The organism is Paracidobacterium acidisoli (assembly GCF_003428625.2).
Lineage (GTDB): Bacteria > Acidobacteriota > Terriglobia > Terriglobales > Acidobacteriaceae > Paracidobacterium > Paracidobacterium acidisoli.
Genome location: NZ_QVQT02000009.1, coordinates 26,338 through 46,683 on the forward strand (window position 1 = coordinate 26,338; position 20,346 = coordinate 46,683).

Below are 20,346 nucleotides of genomic sequence, written 5' to 3' on the forward strand. Positions count from 1 at the left end.
CTGCATGCAGTAGCGCTGAAGAATACTTTCATTGCAGCTAAAATGTTTTAGCTCATGACAGGAAGCAGTGGAAGTGAGCAGGAGCGGAATAACAGATGATGCGGAAATTTTCTCTGGCAGTCGGCATTCTTTTTTTCTCACTTCTCCCGGTCAGCGGCCAGGCGCAGCAGTCCGGATCGCAGGTGGTTCTTCATCGTGGCGACGCCACGGTGGTGCTTGAACCGTATGCGCCCAATATCATTCGCGTCACGCTGAGCATGCAGAAGGATGAGGCGCTTGCCCCTCCCGGATACGGTATTACCGCTCAACCCGCCGCAGAGGGGTGGAGCTATGAACATACGGACAGCGACGATACATACCGTTCTTCTCAGATGGTAGTGGTGCTGCCGATTCCGCACTCAACCGGCAAAAAGCCGATGCAGACTCAGGAAGACATCAGTAAGTATTTCAATGGCTCGACGCCCTGGGTGCGTGTAAAAGTTTCCACCCCGGACGGGACGGCTCTTTCCGATCTTGAGGGCTGGTCGCAGTCGGTATTGAATCATAAAGATGGCAATGCTCAACTCGTCCACGACGAGCGGCCGTCGGACGAGACGTTCTATCAGGTGGGAGCGACCTTTGCCTCACCGGATGATGAGCATTATTACGGCTTGGGCGAAAATCAGGAAGGCTATCTCGATCATCGCGGTCACGCCATCAATTGCTGGAACAACTACACAGCTCCGGCCGGTCCCACCTTCTGTGTTCCGTTCCTTGTTACCAATAAAGGCTATGGCCTGTTGTGGGATAACCCATCACAAACCACCATCGAACCAGGCTTTAACGAGCACACCCGGTGGACTTCGCAGGTTGGCAATCGAGTTTCATATTTTGTGGTTGCCGGAAAAAATACGGACGAGATTTATTCAGGCTATAAGCTGCTGACCGGATCGACGCCGATGTTGCCTAAAGCTGCTTATGGTTATATCCAGTGCAAGCAGCGCTACAGTTCTCAGGCTGAAGTGATGGCGGTTGCCGATGGTTACCGGGAAAGGCATTTGCCAGCAGACGTAATCGTTGTGGACTGGTTTTATTACACGAAGATGGGACAGATGGATTTCGTCCCGAGCCTGTGGCCCGATCCGGCGGAGATGAACAAAAAGCTGCACCAGATGGGCTTTCAAACAATGATCAGCGTCTGGCCGCGCTTCGTCCCGGGCTCGCGTTATTACGACACGCTGCTGAAAAATGGCTGGTTCGAGCACCTGGAGGATGGCACTCCGACAAATGGGCTTCCCTATGACCGTGCAGGATCGGATATTGATACCACCAATCCCGCGGCAGCACGCTGGTACTGGGATACGATCCGGGACAATATCATCAGCAAGGGTTTCAACTCCATCTGGGCCGATGAAACCGAACCGGATCTCCCTCCCAACGGCAGCTATTTTCATATCGGACCCGGAACACGTTACTTCAATGTGTACCCGCTCTTCCATACTGCCTCGATCTATGACGGATTCCGGCGTGATGAAAAAGATCGTGCGCTGATCCTTTCGCGCGATGGCTACCTTGGGGTTCAGCACAACGGCACCATCGTCTGGTCATCGGATATCGCTCCGACCTGGGATACTCTGCGGCGACAGATTCCGACCGGTCTGGATGTGACAGCCTCGGGCCTTGCCTATTGGAGCAACGACACCGGGGGCTGGCAATATCTGCCTGCAGTGCATCATCCGAAACACACCCCTCTCCTTGATCCCTCGGACGCGCGCGCCAATGTAGGCGGCTATGACGACTATCCGGAGCTGTACACGAGGTGGTTTGAATACGCGACGTTTGAGCCCGTTTTTCGCACGCATGGTAGCCGCCGCTACAACGAGGTCTGGAGTTATGGCAGGCAGGCTGAGCCGATTCTCGAGAAGTATCTGCGGCTGCGCTACCAGTTGATGCCATACATCTATTCGCTTGGCTACTTCACACACCAGACGGGCGCACCCTTTATGCGGGCCCTGTTTATGGACTTTCCCGACGATCCCACGGTGGCAGAAATCGGGGATGAATATATGTTCGGTCCGGCCTTTCTGGTAGCTCCGGTGACGTCGCAGGGAATGACCACGAAGCAGGTTTATCTGCCTGCCGGAACGGACTGGTACAACTACTGGACAAATGAGCGAGTAAAAGGCGGTCAGACGATCACGGTGCAGGCTCCGATAGACAGGATTCCGCTGTTTATCCGTGCAGGATCAATTATTCCCATAGGGGGGCCTGTCGAGAGCACGATGCAAAAGCAGAAAATCGCGAAAGTGCTGATCTATCCGGGACGCGATGCCGATTTCACGTTATACCAGGACGACGGTGTGACGTATGACTACGAAAAGGGCAATTCCGAAATTACGCATCTGCACTGGGACGACGCTTCTCGCAGTCTGACACATACGGGAGCCGAAGCCTGGACCGTTCCTGATTCGGAAATAATTGAGATTAAGGGCCGATAGACAACATCCCGGAGATGCGTTGTATGCAGAGTGCAACGCTTCTCCGCGCCGCCTGCATTCCGGTAATTGTTACAGCCCCTGCACTGTTCGTCAGAGGGCAGACGGATAGCTGGTTAGTAGTGGCTACGCAGAATAGCCGCGCCTGATGTCTAAAAATGACTCGTCACAACATTGCAGGCATGCACAGAAGCTGCAGGCAGACGCATCTGAATCATCGCGCCGCCTTCAGCTCGATTGGAAGCTCTGAGTTCGCCGTGGTGGAGCTTCACTGCACGATCGGCTATGGCCAGACCCACTCCAAACCCACCTGTATCGCGGCTGCGCGCGTGGTCGACTCGGTAGAAAGGTCGAAAAATGGTCTTGAGTTGTTCCTCGGGTATGCCCGGGCCGTTATCGTGAATTTCCAGGAGTGCAATTTCGCCTGTCGCATTGGATTCAGTAGTCAGTCTGATGTCGACGGGGCAGCCCGCTTCGGTGTAACGGATTGCGTTGCGGACGATATTTTCCACTGCCCGATAGATCAGTTCCGGATTGCCGCGAATCATGCATTCGCATTCGAGCGAAGCCCGTATCTCGCAGTTACGCTGTCGTGCTTCATATTCTGCATCGGGAATGACCTGCTCGATGACATCGTTTAAAGAAAAAGGCTCTGGCTTTTCCGAGCTTTCCATGGACTCCATGGAAGAAAGTGTAAGAAGCTGCCCGATGAGTGAATTGAGCCGTGCCGCCTCGCGTTCGATACGCTCCAGATGCGTTGCCATGCGTGGCTGATTTTCTTCTCTTGCCAGCTCCAGAGCTACGCTGAGCCGCGCCAGCGGGGATCGCAGCTCGTGCGATACATCGCGCAAAAGCATTTGCTGGGCATCCACAAGCGATTCGAGCCTTTCAGCCATGTGGTTGAAATCGTGGACCAGCGCCTGAATTTCGTCTTCCTGAAAGATGCGGCCCTTCGGCCCCGGCCATGCCACACGGGCTTTCAGGTTCCCAAGAGCCAGTTCGCTGGCGGCGGCGCGGAGTCGCGCGATAGGGCGCGTAAGCAGGAGTACCAGAATAAAAGTGGTAATGCCGCAGACCACAATAGCGACAGGAAGCTGCGGAGATGAAAAATGAAGGAGATCGCGATACCAGCTGATGTGGTCGGGCCTGTGGGGTCTGCTGATGAAAAAATAGAAGCGAGTGCCTTTGGAGGATGTAACCGGAACGCTCCAGACATACTTATTCCCCACCTGCTTGCCGGTAATCCTCCCCGGATTGACGGCATAGATTGTTCTTGCTGTGGCAGCATCGACTCCGTCTGCTCCGCACACAGGCTGAAAAGACGCATCGTTGAGCTGAACATCCTGTTGCAGCGTTTCAACGTAAAAATGAAGCGATTTACAGCCGCTGAGATCGTAAGCATCAGCGGCTCCGAGAGCCTCATTTCGCAGCGAATGATACAGAGTGTCAAAGAAAACATCCGGTCCGACGTAACGATGACTCAGAATAAGCGCCGTGGAGATAACAAAGATAAAGCTCTGCGCGATCCAGAAGATGACGAATATTTTGAGAAACAGACCACGCATGGTTATTCTCCGGCGATCTTTTGCATAGTGCGAACTGCAAGCTGATAGCCCACGCCGCGGATGGTCTTCACCTGATCCCCCGGCCTGCCGGAGTCGTCGAGCTTGCGGCGCAGGCGGCTTACATGCATGTCCAGACTGCGATCAAAGGGATGAAACTTTCGACCGAGAACAGAGACAGCCAGCTCTTCGCGTGTCACCACATCGCCCGGCGAACGCATCAGTGCTTCCAGAAGGGAAAATTCTATATCCGTGAGTTCCAGATCAGCTCCGTCGCAGCAAACACTGCGTGCCGCGGTATCGAGTTCTATACCATCCACACGCAGCAGCTTTCCCGAAGTCCCCGATTTGGCCGATGAGTTTTCCGCAGTCGAGCTTCTGCGGAGAATGGCGCGAATGCGAGCCAGCAGCTCGCGCGGATTGAATGGTTTTGCGAGATAGTCATCGGCTCCTGTTTCGAGCCCGACAATTCGGTCATCATCTTCTCCGCGAGCAGTGAGCAGAAGCACACTGACCGTCGATACGGCGCGCAGCCGTCGGAGGACCTCAAAGCCATTGATGCCCGGCAGCATTACATCGAGCAGGACAAGTGAAGCAGACTTCTCTATTGCTACACGCAGCCCCGTTTCCCCATGGTGTACTGCTATCGCCCGAAACCCATGCCTGTTCAGATAGTCCGTAAGCATCGCACAAAGTTCAACATCGTCGTCGATAAGCAGGATGGTTTCCATGTAGCGTCTGCTGCTTTGAGAGTAAGACGTTTCCGGCCGGATAAAGCGCACGAAGTGTAACAAATTGTCACCTCGTTATCATCACGCCGCTTCGTTGACCCGGTTTCGTCAACTGGCATATCGCGTGTTATGAATCCGTTTTCACTTGCATGCCATTGTTTACCGCCACAGAGAAGTGGACTCCGTCGCGTAAAATTGATACTGGTTCGGCAAATAGTGCATATGTCTGCCCTCCTGCCGGACAGATTTACGTGATGGAAGCCAGGCATAATCCATGTTGGTGTGCTGGCTGGTCTTTGGTACGCGAGACTCTCGTATTCGGTGTCTGGAGGCATTCTTGAAAAAGCAATCATCCACTCAGGTTCCGACGAGCAATAAGCACCTTATCCGCTGGGTTGAGAAGATGGCAGATCTGACCCAGCCGGACTTTATCCATTGGGTAGACGGATCGAAGGCGGAATACGATTTTCTCTGCGATCAGTTGGTCAGTGCGAGTACTTTTACCCGTCTCAATCAGGAACTGTGGCCAGGCTGCTTTTATGCCCGCTCCGATGCCCGTGATGTGGCCAGGGTCGAGGAGCGAACGTTTATCTGTTCATTGTCAAAAGACAATGCCGGGCCGACAAATAACTGGGAAGATCCGTTTGTGATGCGGCGCAGGCTGAAGCAGCTGTTCCGTGGCTGCATGCGCGGCAGAACCATGTATGTGCTTCCCTTCAGCATGGGACCGATCGGCTCTCCCATGTCACAGATAGGCGTGCAGCTCACTGACTCGCCATATGTGGTCGTCAATATGCGTATCATGGCGCGCATCGGGCGCCAGGTTTTTGCCGAAATCGATAAGGATGAGAAGCGCGTCGTGCCCTGCATGCATTCCGTAGGCATGCCGCTTGCAGCGGGCCAGAAGGATGTTCCCTGGCCCTGCAATGACGAGAAGTACATCGTGCATTTTCCGGAGACACGGGAAATCTGGAGTTATGGCTCGGGATACGGGGGCAATGCACTGTTGGGAAAGAAGTGCTTTGCCTTGCGTATCGCTTCGAATATAGCCCGGGACGAAGGCTGGATGGCCGAACACATGCTGATCGTGGGTGTGGAGAGCCCAAAGGGCGAAAAGACCTACGTCGCAGCAGCGTTCCCCTCGGCCTGCGGTAAAACCAATTTCGCGATGATGATTCCGCCGGCCGGTTTTGAGGGCTGGAAGGTCTGGACAGTCGGTGACGACATCGCATGGATTCGCCCGGATGCAGGCGGTCAGCTGCGAGCTATTAATCCTGAAGCAGGTTTCTTTGGCGTGGCACCCGGTACATCTGCGAAAACAAATCCAAATGCGATGGCCACGCTCGCAAAAAACAGCATTTTTACTAACGTCGCGCTCACGCCGGAAGGCGGAGTGTGGTGGGAGGGGATGACCGACGAACCACCGGCTGAGTGTCTGGACTGGCGCGGGCAGAAGTGGACTCCCGAAATCGGTAAAAAGACCGGTGCTCCGGCGGCACATCCAAATGGCAGATTCACGGCTCCGGCATCGCAGTGCCCAACGATCGATTCAGATTGGGAATCGCCGGAAGGCGTTCCTGTCGCGGCTATCATCTTCGGCGGTCGCAGATCTTCGACGATTCCACTGGTCTATCAGGCCTTCAACTGGAGCGCCGGAGTTTATATGGGCGCAACCATGGGCTCGGAGACCACTGCTGCGGCTGCGGGAGCAACCGGCAAAGTGCGTCGTGATCCCATGGCCATGCTGCCTTTCTGCGGCTACCACATGGGCGACTACTTCCGCCACTGGATCAAAATGCAGCGGACGCTCTCAGTCACGCCCCGGATTTTTCATGTGAACTGGTTCCGCAGAGACGAAAACGGTAAATTTCTCTGGCCGGGCTTCGGCGAGAACATGCGCGTGTTGAAGTGGATCGTGGATCGGGTACATGGACGGGCGCAGGGGAAAGAGTCGCCGATTGGCTGGACCCCTCATTATGAGGACATTAACTGGAAGGGGTTGGACTTTCCGCGCGAGAAGTTTGAAGAACTGCAGAAAGTCGATCGTCTGGCCTGGCGGCGTGAAGTGATTGACCATGAGGAGCTTTTCATTGCACTCCATGATCATCTGCCGCCGGAGATGATTTATGAGCGGGAACTGCTGATCTGCCGGCTTTAGTTTGAATCGTGCCGCGCTGTCTAACGTCCTTCGCGAAGCCTTGAGGCGAGCCGGTCAGGAAGTCCGGCTCGCAGAATCCTGGCCTGTGCCTCGCGCAGGTTATAGGGAACACGGTGAAAGGTGATGGTCTTTGCATCCTCATCGTAGAGAGCAAAGGCCGCCCGCCAGTCTCCATCGCGCGGCTGTCCTGCCGATCCTGGATTGAGCAGATAACGTGCGCCGTCCCGCAGCAAAATCTCGTACTCTTCGGCTTCGTCGCGTGTTTCATACTGCGGCGTAAGCCGGAACCATTCGTCTCCATTGGTTGCAAAGCCGCCCTGCACGTGTGTGTGACCGAAGAACGTCAAACGCGTCGGAGCTTCCTGCAAAGGGCGCCAGGCATCACGAACGGTGAGTATGTACTGGTCTTCATCCAGAAGTGAGCCATGTACGCAGCTCACCTGGGGGCCGTTCGGCATAATCGGGCCCGAAGCAAGTTGCCGCAGCCAGCCAGTGTGTTCGTCAGTCAGGACGCACTGCGTCCAGCGCGCAGCGCGCCCGGCGATGGGGTTGAAATCCTCGATTCCGGTAAGCCCGCTGCAGGCACGGTCATGGTTGCCGCGCACGAAGGTTTTGCCCAGTTCCCGCGCCCGGTCAATTACCTCATTGGGGTTGGCGCCGTATCCGACCACATCGCCAAGATTCCACACCACGTCATATGACGGAGCGGCAGCAATGACGGCGTCCAGTGCTTCGAGGTTGGCGTGAATATCAGAAAGGATGAGTGCGCGCATGAGCAGGGGCCGATTCCCAATGTATCGCCCGATTCATTGGATGAAAAGCATGCCCGGTTTGATTCCTGCCGCATTCGGGTTGCCGGATGCATTCACGCGAGTGATCAGGAACCGATGCGGGCCCAATGCCGCGGTTCACACTCCCGCAGAGGAATAGAGGAATCTTCGGCCGAGCGAGAGAGGGTTGCAAGCGGTTTGTTGATCTCGGTCTGCATGGTTGGAACCGCGCCCAGCAAACTGCGTGTATAGGGGTGCAGTGGATTATGGAACAATGACTCCCGCGAAGCGACTTCCAGCAGCAGGCCATGACGCATGACAGCGACTCGGTCCGTGACTTGCGAAACGACAGCCAGATCATGGGAGATGAAGAGCATGGCAAGCCCGAACCGTTCGCGCAGATCGGCGAGCAGTTCAAGAATCTGCGCCTGTACTGTGACATCAAGGGCAGTCGTCGGTTCGTCGGCAATCAGCAGACGAGGCTGGTTGACGATGGCCATGGCAATCAGAATGCGTTGCCGCTGGCCTCCGGAAAACTGATGCGGATAATCACCATACCGTGCGACCGGGTCAGGCAGTGCGACGGAGTTCATCGCCTCCAGTACAGTTTCCCGAACCTGCCGTCGGGATAATTCGTGGTGATGAACACGCACTGATTCGGCGATCTGCTCGCCGACGGTCATGACAGGATTGAGTGCTGTCATAGGTTCCTGGAAGATCATGGCGATCTCCCTGCCACGCAGACGCCGCATGGGGTCCGGAGCAAGGTCCAGGAGATTCTGCCCGTCGAACCGAATCACGCCATGCAGCCGTGCGATGGGGTCGAGCAGGCCCAGGACTGCGAGTGCCGTTACCGACTTGCCGGAGCCGGACTCGCCAACAAGGCCAAGCGATTCGCCCGGAGCGATTTCCAGAGAAAGCTCACGGACCGCAGGGGTCGAACCGAAAGCAATCTCAAGATTTTCAATGGAGAGTAAAGCCACGTGTTCAGGTTATCGAAAGAAAGCTCTTCAGGATCATCTGTCACTGGTCAAATGAAAGACGTTGTCTGGAGCAGGTGCTATTGCGCGTCATCCTCGGTGTTGCCCACGGCATAGTAGCCCTTGCGTGACTGCACCTTCAGCCCGTCGCCTTTACAGAAGATGTCGACCTTGCGGTAGCTGCCGTCGAGGGCCTTATTGGTCGGCGTATAGCTGGCAAGGTACTGAGTGCGAAGCTCTTCTTCTATCTGGGCGAAAGCATCTTCCATCTTTTTGCCGTTGTTTCCTACGTTGATCACCCGCCCGCCGGTATCTTCGGCCAGTTTGCGCATCTGCGCATCCCCGGTATAGAAGCCGCCGTAATTGAAGTAGGCGCCGCGGTCGGCTATGAGGAGCACATATACGATGGCGTTCGATTTCTGTGCGGCCTCAATTGCCTTGCCGGGCTTTGTTTCGCTTCCCTGATCCTCGCCATCAGTTAACAGAATCAGTGCTTTGCGTCCGGTTTCTGAGCGAAGTTTGTCGTTTGAAGCCAGATCAACAGCATCGTACAGCAGGGTTCCCTTGGGGGTGCCGTGCACTGGAACAGGCCCTGTACCGATTCCGGGAACTCCGGCGGCGCCATTCCCTCCGGCCGTATTGATCTCCGTATGATCAATCGCTCTGGCCAGGAGGCTGGGGCTGTTGGTGAAGTCCTGCTCAAGATTCACGTTTACGTCGAAGGTAACGAGAAAGGCTTCGTCCTTTTTCCGCAGAACCTGTTTCAGGAAATTGTCCGCAGCCTGCTGCTCCATCTGCAGGACATTCTGCTGGCTGCCGCTGGTATCAAGCAGGATGCCGAGCGTCAGCGGGAGGTCTGTCTCGGCGGTGAAGTTCTTAACGGTCTGGGGCTGCTTATCCTCGAAGATGTTGCAGTCGTCCTTGATCAGGTTGGCGACCAGCCCATTATGTTTGTCGCGGACAGTGAAGTATAAGCTCACCAGGTTGACGTTCACCTTCAGGGTTTCGCTGGGATTTGCCTCCTGATCGGTGCTGGTATTCGGAAAGTTGCTGACCGGGGGCGCATCGGGCGATGGGGGAAGCTGGCCAAATGCTGCAGGGACGGCGAGACCTGTCAGCAGAGGGAGCACGAGCGCAAAACATGGCCAGCGAAAAGACATATGCAATTAGACGTAAAGCTTTCCGGAAAGGTCAGTCTCGCATAAGAGGCTGCTTGAAATGAGATGCTGCTGTGGATTCTGGTATCCTCGGGAGTACGCAGCGGGGGTTCCGGTTGGGACGTTAGCTGCATCTAAACATGTATTTGCAGCGGCTTCTCTCACTGACAGATGGAGAAAGATGCCGGCAGTAAGTGGTTCGGGGGTTTGAAGTCGATGCAAGGTGCCTTGCCATTCGCACTTGCGCTTTTGATGATGGGCGCTCAGGCGCAGGCGCAGCAACAGCCGCAGCAGACAATTCCGGATGCTCCTGCTCCGCAGCAGTCTTCCGGGCTGGGGGATCTGACAAAGCAGGTAACCCCGGGCAGGGGTACCGCACCCGAGACCCAGCAGCAGACGACGACCGCTCCACCGGTGCAGCTGCCGCCCGATAACTTCCAAAAGCAGGCTCCCGAGATGGCCCCGCAGGGGCAGGGAAATACGCTCGTGATCCACGTGCCGGTGAATTACGTGGATGTTCCGGTGACGGTTCGCGACAAGAAGGGGCAACTGGTGGCGGGATTGCGCTGGCAGCAGTTCCGTATCTATGAAGACGGGCAGCGGCAGAGGATCGTGACGTTCAGCGCCGATGCTTATCCGCTCTCAGTCGCTTTTGTGATCGACGATACTCTGCCGGCCGACATCATGCAGCGGGTGAACCAGAGCCTTGCGGCTGTAACCGGGGCCTTTACGCCCTCCGACAGCATCGCGGTCGTTACGTACAACAGCTCTCCGGAGCTCATCACGGACTTTACCGGCGCGCAGGGCGCACGGCTGCCGGCGGCGCTGGAGATGGCCAAAAAGCCGGGCCGCGAGATGGGTGTTCCGATCGTCAGCGGCCCTCTTGCGGAGGGGCCGGTGATCAATGGCCAGCAGGTCGATCCCAATCTCTCCCCGCAGCGCGGGAATACCGGCGTTCTGTTCGTGCCGCGGGAGGTGCATCCGCTGAATGACGCTATTCTCTATGCCGCGGAGCAGCTTGCCGCACAGCCGAAGGGCCGCCGGCGTGTGATTTACGTGATCAGCGACGGCAAGAACGTGCGCAGCAAAGCTTCCTACAAGGAAGTCGTTCAGTATCTGCTTACCAACAACATCTCGGTGTTCGGCACCATGGTCGGCGATTCCTCGGTCTGGGGAATCGGCTATCTGGACAAGATGAAGCTGCCGCTGCTGCAGCCCGAGAACCTGCTGCCGCGTTACGCGATGGCGACAGGCGGATCGGTGGACTCCGAGTTCAGCGAAAACGGCATCCAGGCAAGCTTTGCCCGCCTGGCCGATTCGGTGCGCACGCAGTACACACTGGGCTACATCAGCCATCAGCCGGTCATCAGCGGCAAATACCACGGAATCGAAGTGCGTATCGAGGGAGTCTCCGGGCTGGATATCAACTCCAAGGCCGGATATTACCCGACTGCCAACAACCTCCAGTGATCCTGAGCTCGACTGCTGAGGCCGTAACGCTCGGCCTCAGCGCTGCCGCCGTCTGGGGTGCTTCGGACTTCTCCGGCGGCTTTGTCACGCGGCGCAGCTCTCCTGCCTATATCGTCGCCATTGCGCACGGCGTCAGCCTGCTGTTCATTCTGGCGCTGGTGCCGCTGCTGCATCCGGCGATGCCCAACCGGCTGACGGTGGTTTCCGCACTGGTGGGCGGAGGCGCGGGCGGCATCGGTCTGCTGCTGCTCTACGAGGCGCTTTCCGTGGGCTCGATGGGGCTGACTTCCTCGGTGGCGGGAGTGGTGACGGCGATTCTGCCGGTGATCGCATCCTTCTTCCGTGATGGACGGCCGACGCCTTTGCGCCTGGCGGGCTTCGCCGTGGCGATGACGGCAATCTGGCTGATCTCCTGGAGTCCGGGGAGTAAGAGCCATCCGCGCGGCATCGGACTGGCGGTGCTGGCGGGGATCGGGTTCGGCGTGCTGCTGATTCTGCTGCGCACGGCCGGTTCGGGCAGCGTGCTGTGGGCGATGGCGTTCTCCCGCTGCGGGGGCGTGGGGTGCGCTCTGGTGGCCAGTGTGTTCGTGCGGCTGCGTCCGGGAGCGGTGAGGATTCCGTGGCGCGGGATTGTGCCGCTGGCCATACTGGCGGGCGCGCTCGATACGCTGGGGAATCTGCTCTACACGCTTTCGGCGCTGTACGGGCGGCTGGATGTGGCGGCCGTACTCTCCTCGCTTTACCCGGCGGGGACGATTCTGCTGGCGGTGTGGCTGCTGCGGGAGCGGGCGACGCGCACGCAGACGGCGGGCATGGCGCTGGCGCTGGCGGCGGTGGTGCTGATCTCGCTGTAAGCGGTCTTCTTTCTCCTCGTGTACATCACTTCTTCACATTGCCTGGATAGGCTGTGTCCTCCTGAGGGGGAAAGCACGATGGGAACGACTACATCCGATCTTGATGAACTGCAGAGCGAATACAGGACAGCGGTTGAGGCGTGGATCGCCGCGATTCGCGAGGAAGAGGCGCTGGCCTCAGTGAACCATACGGTGGCGGAGATCGATCTGTGGGAGCAGGCCGATCTGCGTGAGGACGAGGCGCGCAGCCGGGCCAAGGCTGCCAAGAAGGCCTACGAGGATGCGCTGCGCGAGAAGTTCTTCCAGTTCTGACCGGCAGGATCTGCTTCTGACTGACAGGATCTGCCGCCGGGTCCGGCATGCGGGGCTTTGAGAAGATAGGGTCACGGAGTGCGTGCCATGCGTGACCTGACGATTCGCGAAGCCTCGGAAGAGGATGTTGCGGCGATTCTCGAACTGTATGCGGCGAGCGGCGTGGAGAGCGCGGCTCCGGGGGCGGAGCGCTTTACGCCCGAGGAGGCTCGCAAGCATCTGGCGCTGCTGCGGCGGTATCCGTCGTACCGGGTCTTTGTGGCCGTGCTTGATGGCAGGATCGCCGGTACCTATGAGCTGCTCATCATGGACAACCTGGCCAAGCGGGGCAGGCGGTCCGGGGTGGTGGAGGACGTGGCCGTCGCTCCCGAGTGCCAGGGGCAGGGCATAGGGCGGGCGATGATGCTGCATGCGCGCGAGGCGTGCCGCGCGGCCGGCTGCTATAAACTGACGCTCTCAAGCAATCTGCGGCGCGAGGAGGCGCACCGGTTTTACGAGTCGGTGGGCTTCGAGCGTCACGGGTACAGCTTCCGGATCGATCTCTGATCCGTACCGGAGAGCGGTACGCTCCGGCCGTCTGACGTCTTCAAAAAAAGTGCGATCTGTTAAATGCCCTGTTTTCAATACGCCGCTGGTGGATTCTCGGCCGTGATGGGTGTATGTGAGTGAAAACAGAGCACCTGCGATACGTCCGTCTGTGCGGCATCCCGTCCGTCATTGCTGCATACCCGGCTGTCTTTGCCGCATACGTGGCCATGTATTCCTGCAAGCCGCTGAAAATGAGGTATTTCACTGACGGCCATCATTGCCGCATTCGCGGCCGTATGCGAAGCGATTTGCGGGAAAAATCACCCTCAGGGGCTGAAGCCCCTTGTTTCCGGATTCTTTTCGGCACAGCTGAAGCCGTGCCCTGATACAAAACATGACTATACGGGCCGAACAGACGGATCGGCCTCCCACCTTAGCTGCCAACCACAGGCGGCGAAGGTGGGCACCGGGGGTTTATTCTCTCTCTCACTTCAAACGGACCGGCTCTTCTGTTGTTCAGAATCTGCCGTTCTGAATCTGTCGTTCAGATTCCTTGTTTGGGGAGCTGTTCCAGTCCTTTCCCTCTTTCCCGATGGGATCGTCTGCTTTTATCGTAGCCGGGCCGGGGAAATTTCATGCCAGAAGGTATGTGTTGTAAGCGCTGTACTGTCTGTCAGTCAGAGCGCGTCATGACAGGCCGGGGATTGACAGGCAGGGGCAGCCCTGACGGCCCTGACCGCTACGAGGCGAGCAGATCGAGGCGCAGATAAGCCACTCCGGGCCCGCCGGCGGTTTCGCGCAGGACCGGGTTGCGGGTATACCGCTCGACGGGGACGAATCCAAGGGCGATGTAGAGCGCGCTGGCGGCCTGCATGGTGGAGGGCATGGTGTCGAGGTACATGGCGGTGTATTCGGCAGAGCGGGCGCGGCGGATGGCCTCTGTGGCGAGGAGACGGCCCAGCCCCTGGCCCTGAAATGCGGGGCGGACCCAGAGGCGCTTCATCTCGCAGGCCCGTTCGCCGGTAAGGATGGGCTGCAGAGGTTTGAGGGCGACGCATCCGGCTGGCCGGTCCTCGACAAAGGCGAGCAGGATGAGGCCGTCGGGCTCAGCGTATGGGCCGGGAAGGCCCTCGAGCTCGGCTTCGAGGCTGTCGATGCAGATGTGCTCGTCGCCGACGGAGCGATTGAGGTAAGCGGCGTATTCGCGCATCAGCGTGCGGCAGAGCGGAAGATCGTCTTCGGGACGCGCCGCACGCACGAGGGCATGTGCCATGCGAAGAGGGTAGCAGTACAGGGCGCAGGGCGCAGGTGAGTAAGATGCAGATCGCGAAGGCAAAGAGAAAAGTCGTGTCCGGAATGCGAAACAGGGTATAACAACCTCCATGAAAACCCTCCGCTCCCGGTGCTTTCACAGGCTGGCAGGGCTGTTTGTATCCGGTCTTGCTCTCACCCTCTTCGGGTCTCCTTTTACCTTTGCCGCAGCGGGCGCTGCTGCCGCCGCCGGATCGGGTCCGGAAGCGACTCCGAAAGCAGCAGTGGAGAAGACGGTTCAGGTACATGATCCGAGAATCGGCACGCTGATCCAGGCGCTGGGCGAGGCGCGCGCGGTGCGCGAGACGGCGATTTCGCCGGACGGGCAGCAGATTGTCTGGACGGTGAGTGGGAGGCAGGGCGGCGAGGAGATCGAGCTGGCGCCGGTGGCGAACCCTTCGGAAAGCCGGAGGATCACGGCGTGCGGCGAGGCTGTGGGCAGCGAGCACGATGCCGCGTGGTCGCCGGATTCGCAGCATATCGCCTTCTTTTCGACGTGCGAGGCCGGGCAGGGGATGGCGATCTATGTGGCCGAGGCGTCGGGCGGCGCGGCTCCGCGGCTGCTGGCGAAGCTGAACGGGTATGCGAAGAGCCTGGAGTGGTCGCCGGACGGGAAGCTGCTGAGCCTGCTTTACGTGGAGGGCGCGACGCGGCCCTCGGGCGCGCTGGCGGCGATGAAGCCGCCCTCCGGAGTGATTGGCGTGGAGGGGCTGGAGGTGCAGCGGATTGCGGTGGTGGATGCGGCGAGCGGGGAGCTGCGCCAGGTTTCGCCGGCCGGGCTGCACGTGTATGAGTTCGACTGGTCGCCGGATGCGCGGAGGCTGGCATATGTGGCTGCTCCGCCGCCGGGAGAGAACAACTGGTGGGTGGCGAAGCTGTATACCCAGGACGTGGACGGGCAGCCGGCGGCGATTCTGGACCCGCCGACGGTGGAGGGATCGCTGCACGGGCTGCAGATTGCGGTGCCGCGCTGGTCGCCGGACGGGAAGCAGATCGCTTTCATCGGCGGGCTGATGAGCGATCAGGGGTCGACGGGTGGGGATATTTATGTGATTCCGGCTGCGGGCGGCGCGCCCAGGGACATTACGCCGGAGACGAAGGTGACGAACGCGTGGATTCGCTGGATCAGCGACAGCGAGCTGGGCGCGTCTCAGGTCGTAAGCGGTGCGATGGTCTACCGAACGGTTCGGGCGGACGGCTCCCAGGGCGATACGCTGAGCCCGGCGCTGCTGCGGGTTCCGGCTTCGGCGGGGGACGGACGGCTGGAGCTGAGCCTTTCCTTCGCCTCAAATGGTTATGTCGCTTTTACCTCCAGCTCGTTTGCGTCCGCTCCGGAGGTGTATGTGGCGAAGCCGGGGGAAGAGCCGCGTGCGGTGACCCACTACAACGACGGGCTGAAGCCGTCGTGGGGCCGGGCGGAGTCGATGGAGTGGACCAATGAGGGCTTCCATGTGCAGGGCTGGCTGCTGCTGCCGGCGAACTACGATCCGGCGAAGACGTATCCGATGATCGTGATGGTGCACGGGGGGCCGTCTTCGGCGGTTCTGCCGCGGTGGCCGGGCGCGGGGTATGGCGGCGTGCCGTTTTCCGCGCTGGGGTATTTTGTGCTGATGCCGAATCCGCGAGGCAGCTACGGAGAGGGCGAAAAGTTTACCCAGGCCAACCGGAAGGACTTCGGCTACGGCGATCTGCGCGACATTCTGGCCGGGGTGGATGCGGTCGAGAAGAGGTATCCGGTGGACGATAAGCGGATCGGGCTGACGGGATGGAGCTACGGCGGCTTTATGACCATGTTTGCGGTGACGCAGACGCGCCGCTTCCACGCCGCTGTCGCGGGGGCGGGGATTTCGAACTGGCAGAGCTATTACGGGGAGAACTCGATCGACCAGTGGATGATTCCGTTCTTCGGAGCGTCGGTGTATGACGATCCGGCGGTGTATGCGAAGAGCTCGGCGATCGACTTTATCAAAAACGTGAAGACGCCGACGCTGGAGGTGGTGGGCGACCGAGACGGGGAGTGTCCGGCGCCGCAGTCGTTCGAGTTCTGGCACGCTCTGCATGATCTGGGCGATACGACGGAGCTGGTGGTGTATCCCAACGAAGGGCATGGATTCGTGAATCCCGATCACCGGAGGGATGTGCTGGAGCGGGCGCTGGCGTGGTTCGAGGAGTACATGCCGTAAACAGGGTGCAGGGTGCAGGGTGCAGGGCACAGGGCACAGGGCGCAGGGCGCCGACTGAAGTCCAGGATAAGATGGCCGGCTATGGGCGATTCTTCTTTTCGCGATTTGAAGGTATGGCAGCGCGCGATTGAACTCAGCGTTGCCATCTACAGGATGACGGGCGCCTTTCCGCGTGAAGAAATGTATGGTTTGACGGCGCAGTTGCGACGCGCAGATGTGTCGATTGCCAGCAATATTGCGGAAGGATATGGGCGAATGTCGGCGAAAGAGTACACATATTTTCTCGGAATCGCCCGCGGATCGACACTGGAGGTACAGACTCACCTTGTGATTGCGAAGGAACTCGGCTTTGCGGATGAGGCGAATCTCCAGAGAACAGAAGGTCTGGCGCACGAGGTTGGCAAAATGCTGTGGGCCATGCTGAACAAGCTCTGATCGGACGATGCGTTGCGGGGCCGGCGCCTGTGCCCTGCGACCTGTGACCTTCGGCCTGTTCCCTGTTATCCTGAAGGGCAATCACGATTTTCGGGTGTAAGGACCGTCCGGGCGGGTGAAGCGCGGACGGGGAGGTTGCATGCAGCGGTTTTTTGCCCTTGTAGTGTTATTTGCGTTTTCCATTCCGGTCGGCATGTCCATCGCGGGATGCGGCCACAATCAGAACAACTACTGCACCAAGAATGGACACGCTTACGGCGTGACGACCAGTCAGGTGGTTTACGTGTCGCTGCAGCCGCAGGCCACGGGCATCTCCCTGACATGGGGACAGACTCAGCAGCTGGGGACTCCGTCCGCCTTTAACTGCAACGGCGACACCGAGAGCGTGAGCAGCTACACATACGGCACCAGCAATAAGTTTCTTGCCGATGTCTCGCCCACGGGTCTGGTATGCGGCGGTACGTGGAACCGGAACAGTCCGGGCGGAATTGCCGATTACACGATCTGCACGCCACCCTCCGGGGCCTCGGTCACGAGCTTTTCCACGACGGGCTGCACGGCGAGCACGTGCGGGGTGTCGCAGCTGACGGCGACGGGCGCGGCGGTGACCAGTAATCCGGTGAATGTCTACGTGCACCCCCCTGTCACCGCGATTACCCTGAATTCGAATATCGAGCCGAGCGGCTGCGTTTCGCAGGGGACGACGCTGCCGTCGTCGCTGCTGAGCTCGACCCAGGTCTTCGGGCCGGATGGGGCGGCGCTTCCGATCAGCGATGTGGGAACGATCCAGTACACCGCGGTGAATGCCAGCGTGGTGAACATCAACAACACGGAGAATCCCACCAATACGAATCCGGTGACGGGGACGACGACGCTGACGAACCCGAACGGCATTGCGACGGCCAACCTGCCGGGATCGACGGTGATCAACGCGACAGCATCGGCGACGGCAACCTCTTCGGCGGCCGGCTACTTCTACACCTGCCCGCCGGCGAGCATCGTGAACAGGATCAACAACTCGACCACGGCGACGGTGACGACGAGCTCTCCGCAGACGATTACGTCGACGGTGAAGGATACGAACGGGGTCTCGATCAACGGAATTGCGCTCGATTACGAGTCGACGGAGCCGCAGAACCTGACCGTGAGCAGCGCGGGCGTGATTTCGACGACCTTTCCGAGCCAGGCGACGATTACGGCCATCTGCCAGCCCGGGACGTGTAATCCGGCGCCGATCGAGAAGCTGGGCGTTTACGGGAACGGCACGCCGATCACGGCGAACAACCTGAAGGTGACTTCGGGCGGACGCAGCAGCAACCTGCTGTGGATGTCCTCGTCGCAGTCGCAGTACTTCAGCGAGGTGGATCTGACGACGGGGGCGATCGGCGCTCCGATCAAGCTGCCGTATATGCCGAACTCGATGGTGGTGGACGGCACGGGCAGCTCGATCTACTTCGGAAGCTGGCGGGAGCTGATGGTCTACAACACCAGCAACAACAGCCTGGCCAAGGAGAATCCGGCGGTTCCTGGCGTGGTGCTGGCGGCGGCGCCGGATAACTCGTCGTTGATCATCAACGATCAGATTCGCCATGCGATTTACTTTTACTCGACCTCGGCGGGCACGTACGTGAGCACGAACGGGGTGGCGACGCGCGCGATGTACTCGCCGGATGGCAAGAATGTGTATGTGGTAGGGCCGGACGCGCTCTACGTGCACAACCTCACCACGGGCTGGAGCACGTACAACATTTCCAGCCAGCCGAGCTACAGCTGCACGCTGAACAACAATACAACGGGCTCAACGGGGTACGATCCGTTCTGCGGTCCGGATCTGACGCTTACGGTGCCGAGCGTGGCGGCGTTCCTTTCGGGCAATACGACGGACGCGTACGGATTCTGCCCGGATACCTCGGTCGATCCGGTGGTTTATTACCCGAAGTCGGGCAGCGCGGGCGCGGTCACGAACCGCGTGACGGCGACGGCGGACGGCAACCACATTCTGGGCGCGACGACGACGGACCTGTCCGATATCTGGCTGACTTCGGCCAGCGGCGCGAACGGCAGCACGGGTGTTCCGACGGGCGGATGTCCGCTGACGAACAACAACACGGTTTCGCTGCCGCTGACGATCGACAACGAGGTGGCTCCGGCGGTTCCGCTGACCGGGTTGACTCCGTCGGAGATTACAGCGGTGGTCGCGTCGCCGGATTCGTCGGTGGCGTTCGTCACGTATCGAGCGGCGTCGGCCAGCGGCCTGCTGCCGGCGTATACCTTCTCGGACTCGGCAGGCGCGGCGGGAACGCTGGCCAACGTGCAGCTTTCCGGCAGCGCGGGGGCGCCGATCTCGGGCATCTTCAGCCCGGACGGCACGATCTTCTTTGTCGGAACCGGCGGAGACAGTTTGGTGCACGAGGTGAGCCCGTCGAGCCTGACCGATACGGGGACGACGATCAACCCGAAGCTCACGGACACGAACGGCAATCCCGTGGCTCCGGAGTTTCTGGCGGTCAAGTCGCGGTCGACGACCTAAACAAAGACCGCGATTGCGGAACGAGAAAAAGCCCGTCCGATTCGGACGGGCTTTTCTTTATCAGAAGCGCTGCAGTCCCCCACTCCAGAGCTTCCGATCCTTTAAAAACCTGTGTCAGGTTGCCGGTACAGACTTCCATCATTCGGCGGCGCCTGTTGTTTTTCAGCTCGCTCCTGACAGTCAAAGAATCTCGCATTTCCGGTTTGAGTTGAATAGCACTTCCTGCCAGGCGGAAGCTCCAGGCGTGGGAGCCGCTCTGCCCCAACCGTGTTATCCGGACGGGGGCCCGGCCGAGGACGGCTTTTTCGCGGCTGCCACGGAAGCGGAGGCTGCAACGCAGGTGACGGAAGTGCGTTGGCAGCGCCGAGGCGGGGGAGAGAGAATCGCAGCCATGGCACTGCTCTCCTCCATTCGCCTGCGGCTGTTTGAATCGTTCGTGAACGCCGCGGCGGGACGGCGAAGCAGAGGCGCTGCGCACCTGGATACGGGCGAGCGCGGCGAGCGAGCTGCATACTTCCGGCTGCGGCGGATGGGATACACCGTGGTGGCGCGAGGGTGGCGCACGGGACGCGCTCCGGGCGACCTGGACCTGATTGCGTGGGAGGGTGAGACGCTCTGCTTTATCGAGGTGAAGACGCGCACGACGCGGGAGGTGGCCACGGCGGAGTCCGCGGTGGATGAGCATAAACGCAAAACGCTGCGCAGGCTGGCGAGGCATTATCTGCGGCGGCTGCCCGGAGAAGAGATGCGGGAGGAGACGCCGGTGCGCTTCGATGTTCTGTCGATTTACTTCGAAGAGGGAAAGACGGCGGAGTTCGAGCTGTTTCGCGGGGCCTTCGGATGGGAAGAGCACCGGGCGCGCCGGTGGGAGTGAAGGCGCGGCTGAATGAA

General features: G+C 59.4%; 16 protein-coding genes. 10 read left to right on the forward strand and 6 right to left on the reverse strand.

What is annotated here, in order from left to right; all coding sequences use genetic code 11:
- Positions 1-98: 98 nt before the first annotated feature.
- Positions 99-2,477: a glycoside hydrolase family 31 protein gene (locus D0Y96_RS19800; RefSeq protein ID WP_117303612.1), complete on the forward strand. Its 2,379-nt coding sequence runs from the start codon at positions 99-101 to the stop codon at positions 2,475-2,477.
- 149 nt (positions 2,478-2,626) lie between these two features.
- On the opposite strand, the gene D0Y96_RS19805 is transcribed toward D0Y96_RS19800, so the two are convergent.
- Together D0Y96_RS19805 and D0Y96_RS19810 are read right to left on the reverse strand one after the other, a co-directional pair.
- On the reverse strand, positions 2,627-4,039 hold the full coding sequence (locus tag D0Y96_RS19805) for an ATP-binding protein (protein WP_117303541.1): 1,413 nt from the start codon (positions 4,037-4,039) through the stop codon (positions 2,627-2,629).
- Positions 4,040-4,041: 2 nt separating this feature from the next.
- Complete coding sequence (locus D0Y96_RS19810; protein WP_117303543.1) at positions 4,042-4,767, reverse strand: response regulator transcription factor; 726 nt, start codon at positions 4,765-4,767, stop codon at positions 4,042-4,044.
- 337 nt (positions 4,768-5,104) lie between these two features.
- Between D0Y96_RS19810 and D0Y96_RS19815 the strand changes: the two genes are divergently transcribed.
- Positions 5,105-6,925, forward strand: a complete 1,821-nt coding sequence (locus D0Y96_RS19815; protein ID WP_252263982.1) for a phosphoenolpyruvate carboxykinase (GTP) — start codon at positions 5,105-5,107, stop codon at positions 6,923-6,925.
- Between the two features lie 20 nt (positions 6,926-6,945).
- Here the strand turns inward: D0Y96_RS19815 and D0Y96_RS19820 are convergent, their stop codons facing one another.
- The 3 genes from D0Y96_RS19820 to D0Y96_RS19830 all read right to left on the reverse strand — a co-directional run bounded on the left by D0Y96_RS19820 (position 6,946) and on the right by D0Y96_RS19830 (position 9,835).
- Positions 6,946-7,698 (reverse strand): metallophosphoesterase family protein, encoded by a 753-nt coding sequence (locus D0Y96_RS19820; protein WP_117303547.1) that lies wholly within the window; start codon positions 7,696-7,698, stop codon positions 6,946-6,948.
- Positions 7,699-7,802: 104 nt separating this feature from the next.
- Positions 7,803-8,678, reverse strand: a complete 876-nt coding sequence (locus D0Y96_RS19825) for an ABC transporter ATP-binding protein (RefSeq protein WP_117303549.1) — start codon at positions 8,676-8,678, stop codon at positions 7,803-7,805.
- Positions 8,679-8,755: 77 nt separating this feature from the next.
- Complete coding sequence (locus tag D0Y96_RS19830; protein WP_117303551.1) at positions 8,756-9,835, reverse strand: VWA domain-containing protein; 1,080 nt, start codon at positions 9,833-9,835, stop codon at positions 8,756-8,758.
- Between the two features lie 225 nt (positions 9,836-10,060).
- On the opposite strand from D0Y96_RS19830, the gene D0Y96_RS19835 reads away from it, so the two are divergent.
- The 4 genes from D0Y96_RS19835 (at position 10,061) to D0Y96_RS19850 (ending at position 13,014) form a co-directional block, all read left to right on the forward strand.
- Positions 10,061-11,302 (forward strand): VWA domain-containing protein, encoded by a 1,242-nt coding sequence (locus tag D0Y96_RS19835; protein WP_158562508.1) that lies wholly within the window; start codon positions 10,061-10,063, stop codon positions 11,300-11,302.
- Entirely contained in the window at positions 11,299-12,156 is an 858-nt protein-coding gene (locus D0Y96_RS19840) for an EamA family transporter (RefSeq protein WP_117303555.1), read from the forward strand. The genes D0Y96_RS19835 and D0Y96_RS19840 overlap by 4 nt, the downstream gene beginning before the upstream one ends.
- 78 nt (positions 12,157-12,234) lie before the next feature.
- Positions 12,235-12,468: a hypothetical protein gene (locus tag D0Y96_RS19845; protein ID WP_117303557.1), complete on the forward strand. Its 234-nt coding sequence runs from the start codon at positions 12,235-12,237 to the stop codon at positions 12,466-12,468.
- 87 nt (positions 12,469-12,555) lie between these two features.
- Positions 12,556-13,014, forward strand: coding sequence for a GNAT family N-acetyltransferase (locus D0Y96_RS19850; RefSeq protein WP_117303559.1), 459 nt, complete (start codon positions 12,556-12,558; stop codon positions 13,012-13,014).
- A 721-nt stretch (positions 13,015-13,735) separates the two neighbouring features.
- On the opposite strand, the gene D0Y96_RS19855 is transcribed toward D0Y96_RS19850, so the two are convergent.
- Positions 13,736-14,269 carry a GNAT family N-acetyltransferase gene (locus tag D0Y96_RS19855; RefSeq protein ID WP_117303561.1) on the reverse strand — a complete coding sequence of 178 codons (534 nt, stop codon included), beginning with the start codon at positions 14,267-14,269 and terminating at the stop codon, positions 13,736-13,738.
- Positions 14,270-14,378: 109 nt separating this feature from the next.
- On the opposite strand from D0Y96_RS19855, the gene D0Y96_RS19860 reads away from it, so the two are divergent.
- The 4 genes from D0Y96_RS19860 (at position 14,379) to D0Y96_RS19875 (ending at position 20,329) form a co-directional block, all read left to right on the forward strand.
- Positions 14,379-16,490 carry a S9 family peptidase gene (locus tag D0Y96_RS19860; RefSeq protein ID WP_117303563.1) on the forward strand — a complete coding sequence of 704 codons (2,112 nt, stop codon included), beginning with the start codon at positions 14,379-14,381 and terminating at the stop codon, positions 16,488-16,490.
- 81 nt (positions 16,491-16,571) lie between these two features.
- The gene (locus tag D0Y96_RS19865; protein WP_117303565.1) at positions 16,572-16,925 is read left to right on the forward strand and encodes a four helix bundle protein; all 354 of its coding nucleotides are present in this window, start codon (positions 16,572-16,574) and stop codon (positions 16,923-16,925) included.
- Positions 16,926-17,064: 139 nt separating this feature from the next.
- Complete coding sequence (locus tag D0Y96_RS19870) at positions 17,065-19,455, forward strand: YncE family protein (protein ID WP_117303567.1); 2,391 nt, start codon at positions 17,065-17,067, stop codon at positions 19,453-19,455.
- Between the two features lie 391 nt (positions 19,456-19,846).
- A complete protein-coding gene (locus tag D0Y96_RS19875) occupies positions 19,847-20,329 on the forward strand; it encodes a YraN family protein (protein WP_117303614.1) in 483 nt (160 codons plus the stop codon).
- Positions 20,330-20,346 lie beyond the last annotated feature (17 nt).

Coding starts and splice junctions, on each gene's coding strand:
- D0Y96_RS19800 (WP_117303612.1), top strand. CDS start 99: ATGCGGAAATTTTCTCTGGCAGTCGGCATTCTTTTTTTCTCACTTCTC.
- D0Y96_RS19805 (WP_117303541.1), bottom strand. CDS start 4,039: ATGCGTGGTCTGTTTCTCAAAATATTCGTCATCTTCTGGATCGCGCAG.
- D0Y96_RS19810 (WP_117303543.1), bottom strand. CDS start 4,767: ATGGAAACCATCCTGCTTATCGACGACGATGTTGAACTTTGTGCGATG.
- D0Y96_RS19820 (WP_117303547.1), bottom strand. CDS start 7,698: ATGCGCGCACTCATCCTTTCTGATATTCACGCCAACCTCGAAGCACTG.
- D0Y96_RS19830 (WP_117303551.1), bottom strand. CDS start 9,835: ATGTCTTTTCGCTGGCCATGTTTTGCGCTCGTGCTCCCTCTGCTGACA.
- D0Y96_RS19845 (WP_117303557.1), top strand. CDS start 12,235: ATGGGAACGACTACATCCGATCTTGATGAACTGCAGAGCGAATACAGG.
- D0Y96_RS19850 (WP_117303559.1), top strand. CDS start 12,556: ATGCGTGACCTGACGATTCGCGAAGCCTCGGAAGAGGATGTTGCGGCG.
- D0Y96_RS19855 (WP_117303561.1), bottom strand. CDS start 14,269: ATGGCACATGCCCTCGTGCGTGCGGCGCGTCCCGAAGACGATCTTCCG.
- D0Y96_RS19860 (WP_117303563.1), top strand. CDS start 14,379: ATGAAAACCCTCCGCTCCCGGTGCTTTCACAGGCTGGCAGGGCTGTTT.
- D0Y96_RS19865 (WP_117303565.1), top strand. CDS start 16,572: ATGGGCGATTCTTCTTTTCGCGATTTGAAGGTATGGCAGCGCGCGATT.
- D0Y96_RS19870 (WP_117303567.1), top strand. CDS start 17,065: ATGCAGCGGTTTTTTGCCCTTGTAGTGTTATTTGCGTTTTCCATTCCG.
- D0Y96_RS19875 (WP_117303614.1), top strand. CDS start 19,847: ATGGCACTGCTCTCCTCCATTCGCCTGCGGCTGTTTGAATCGTTCGTG.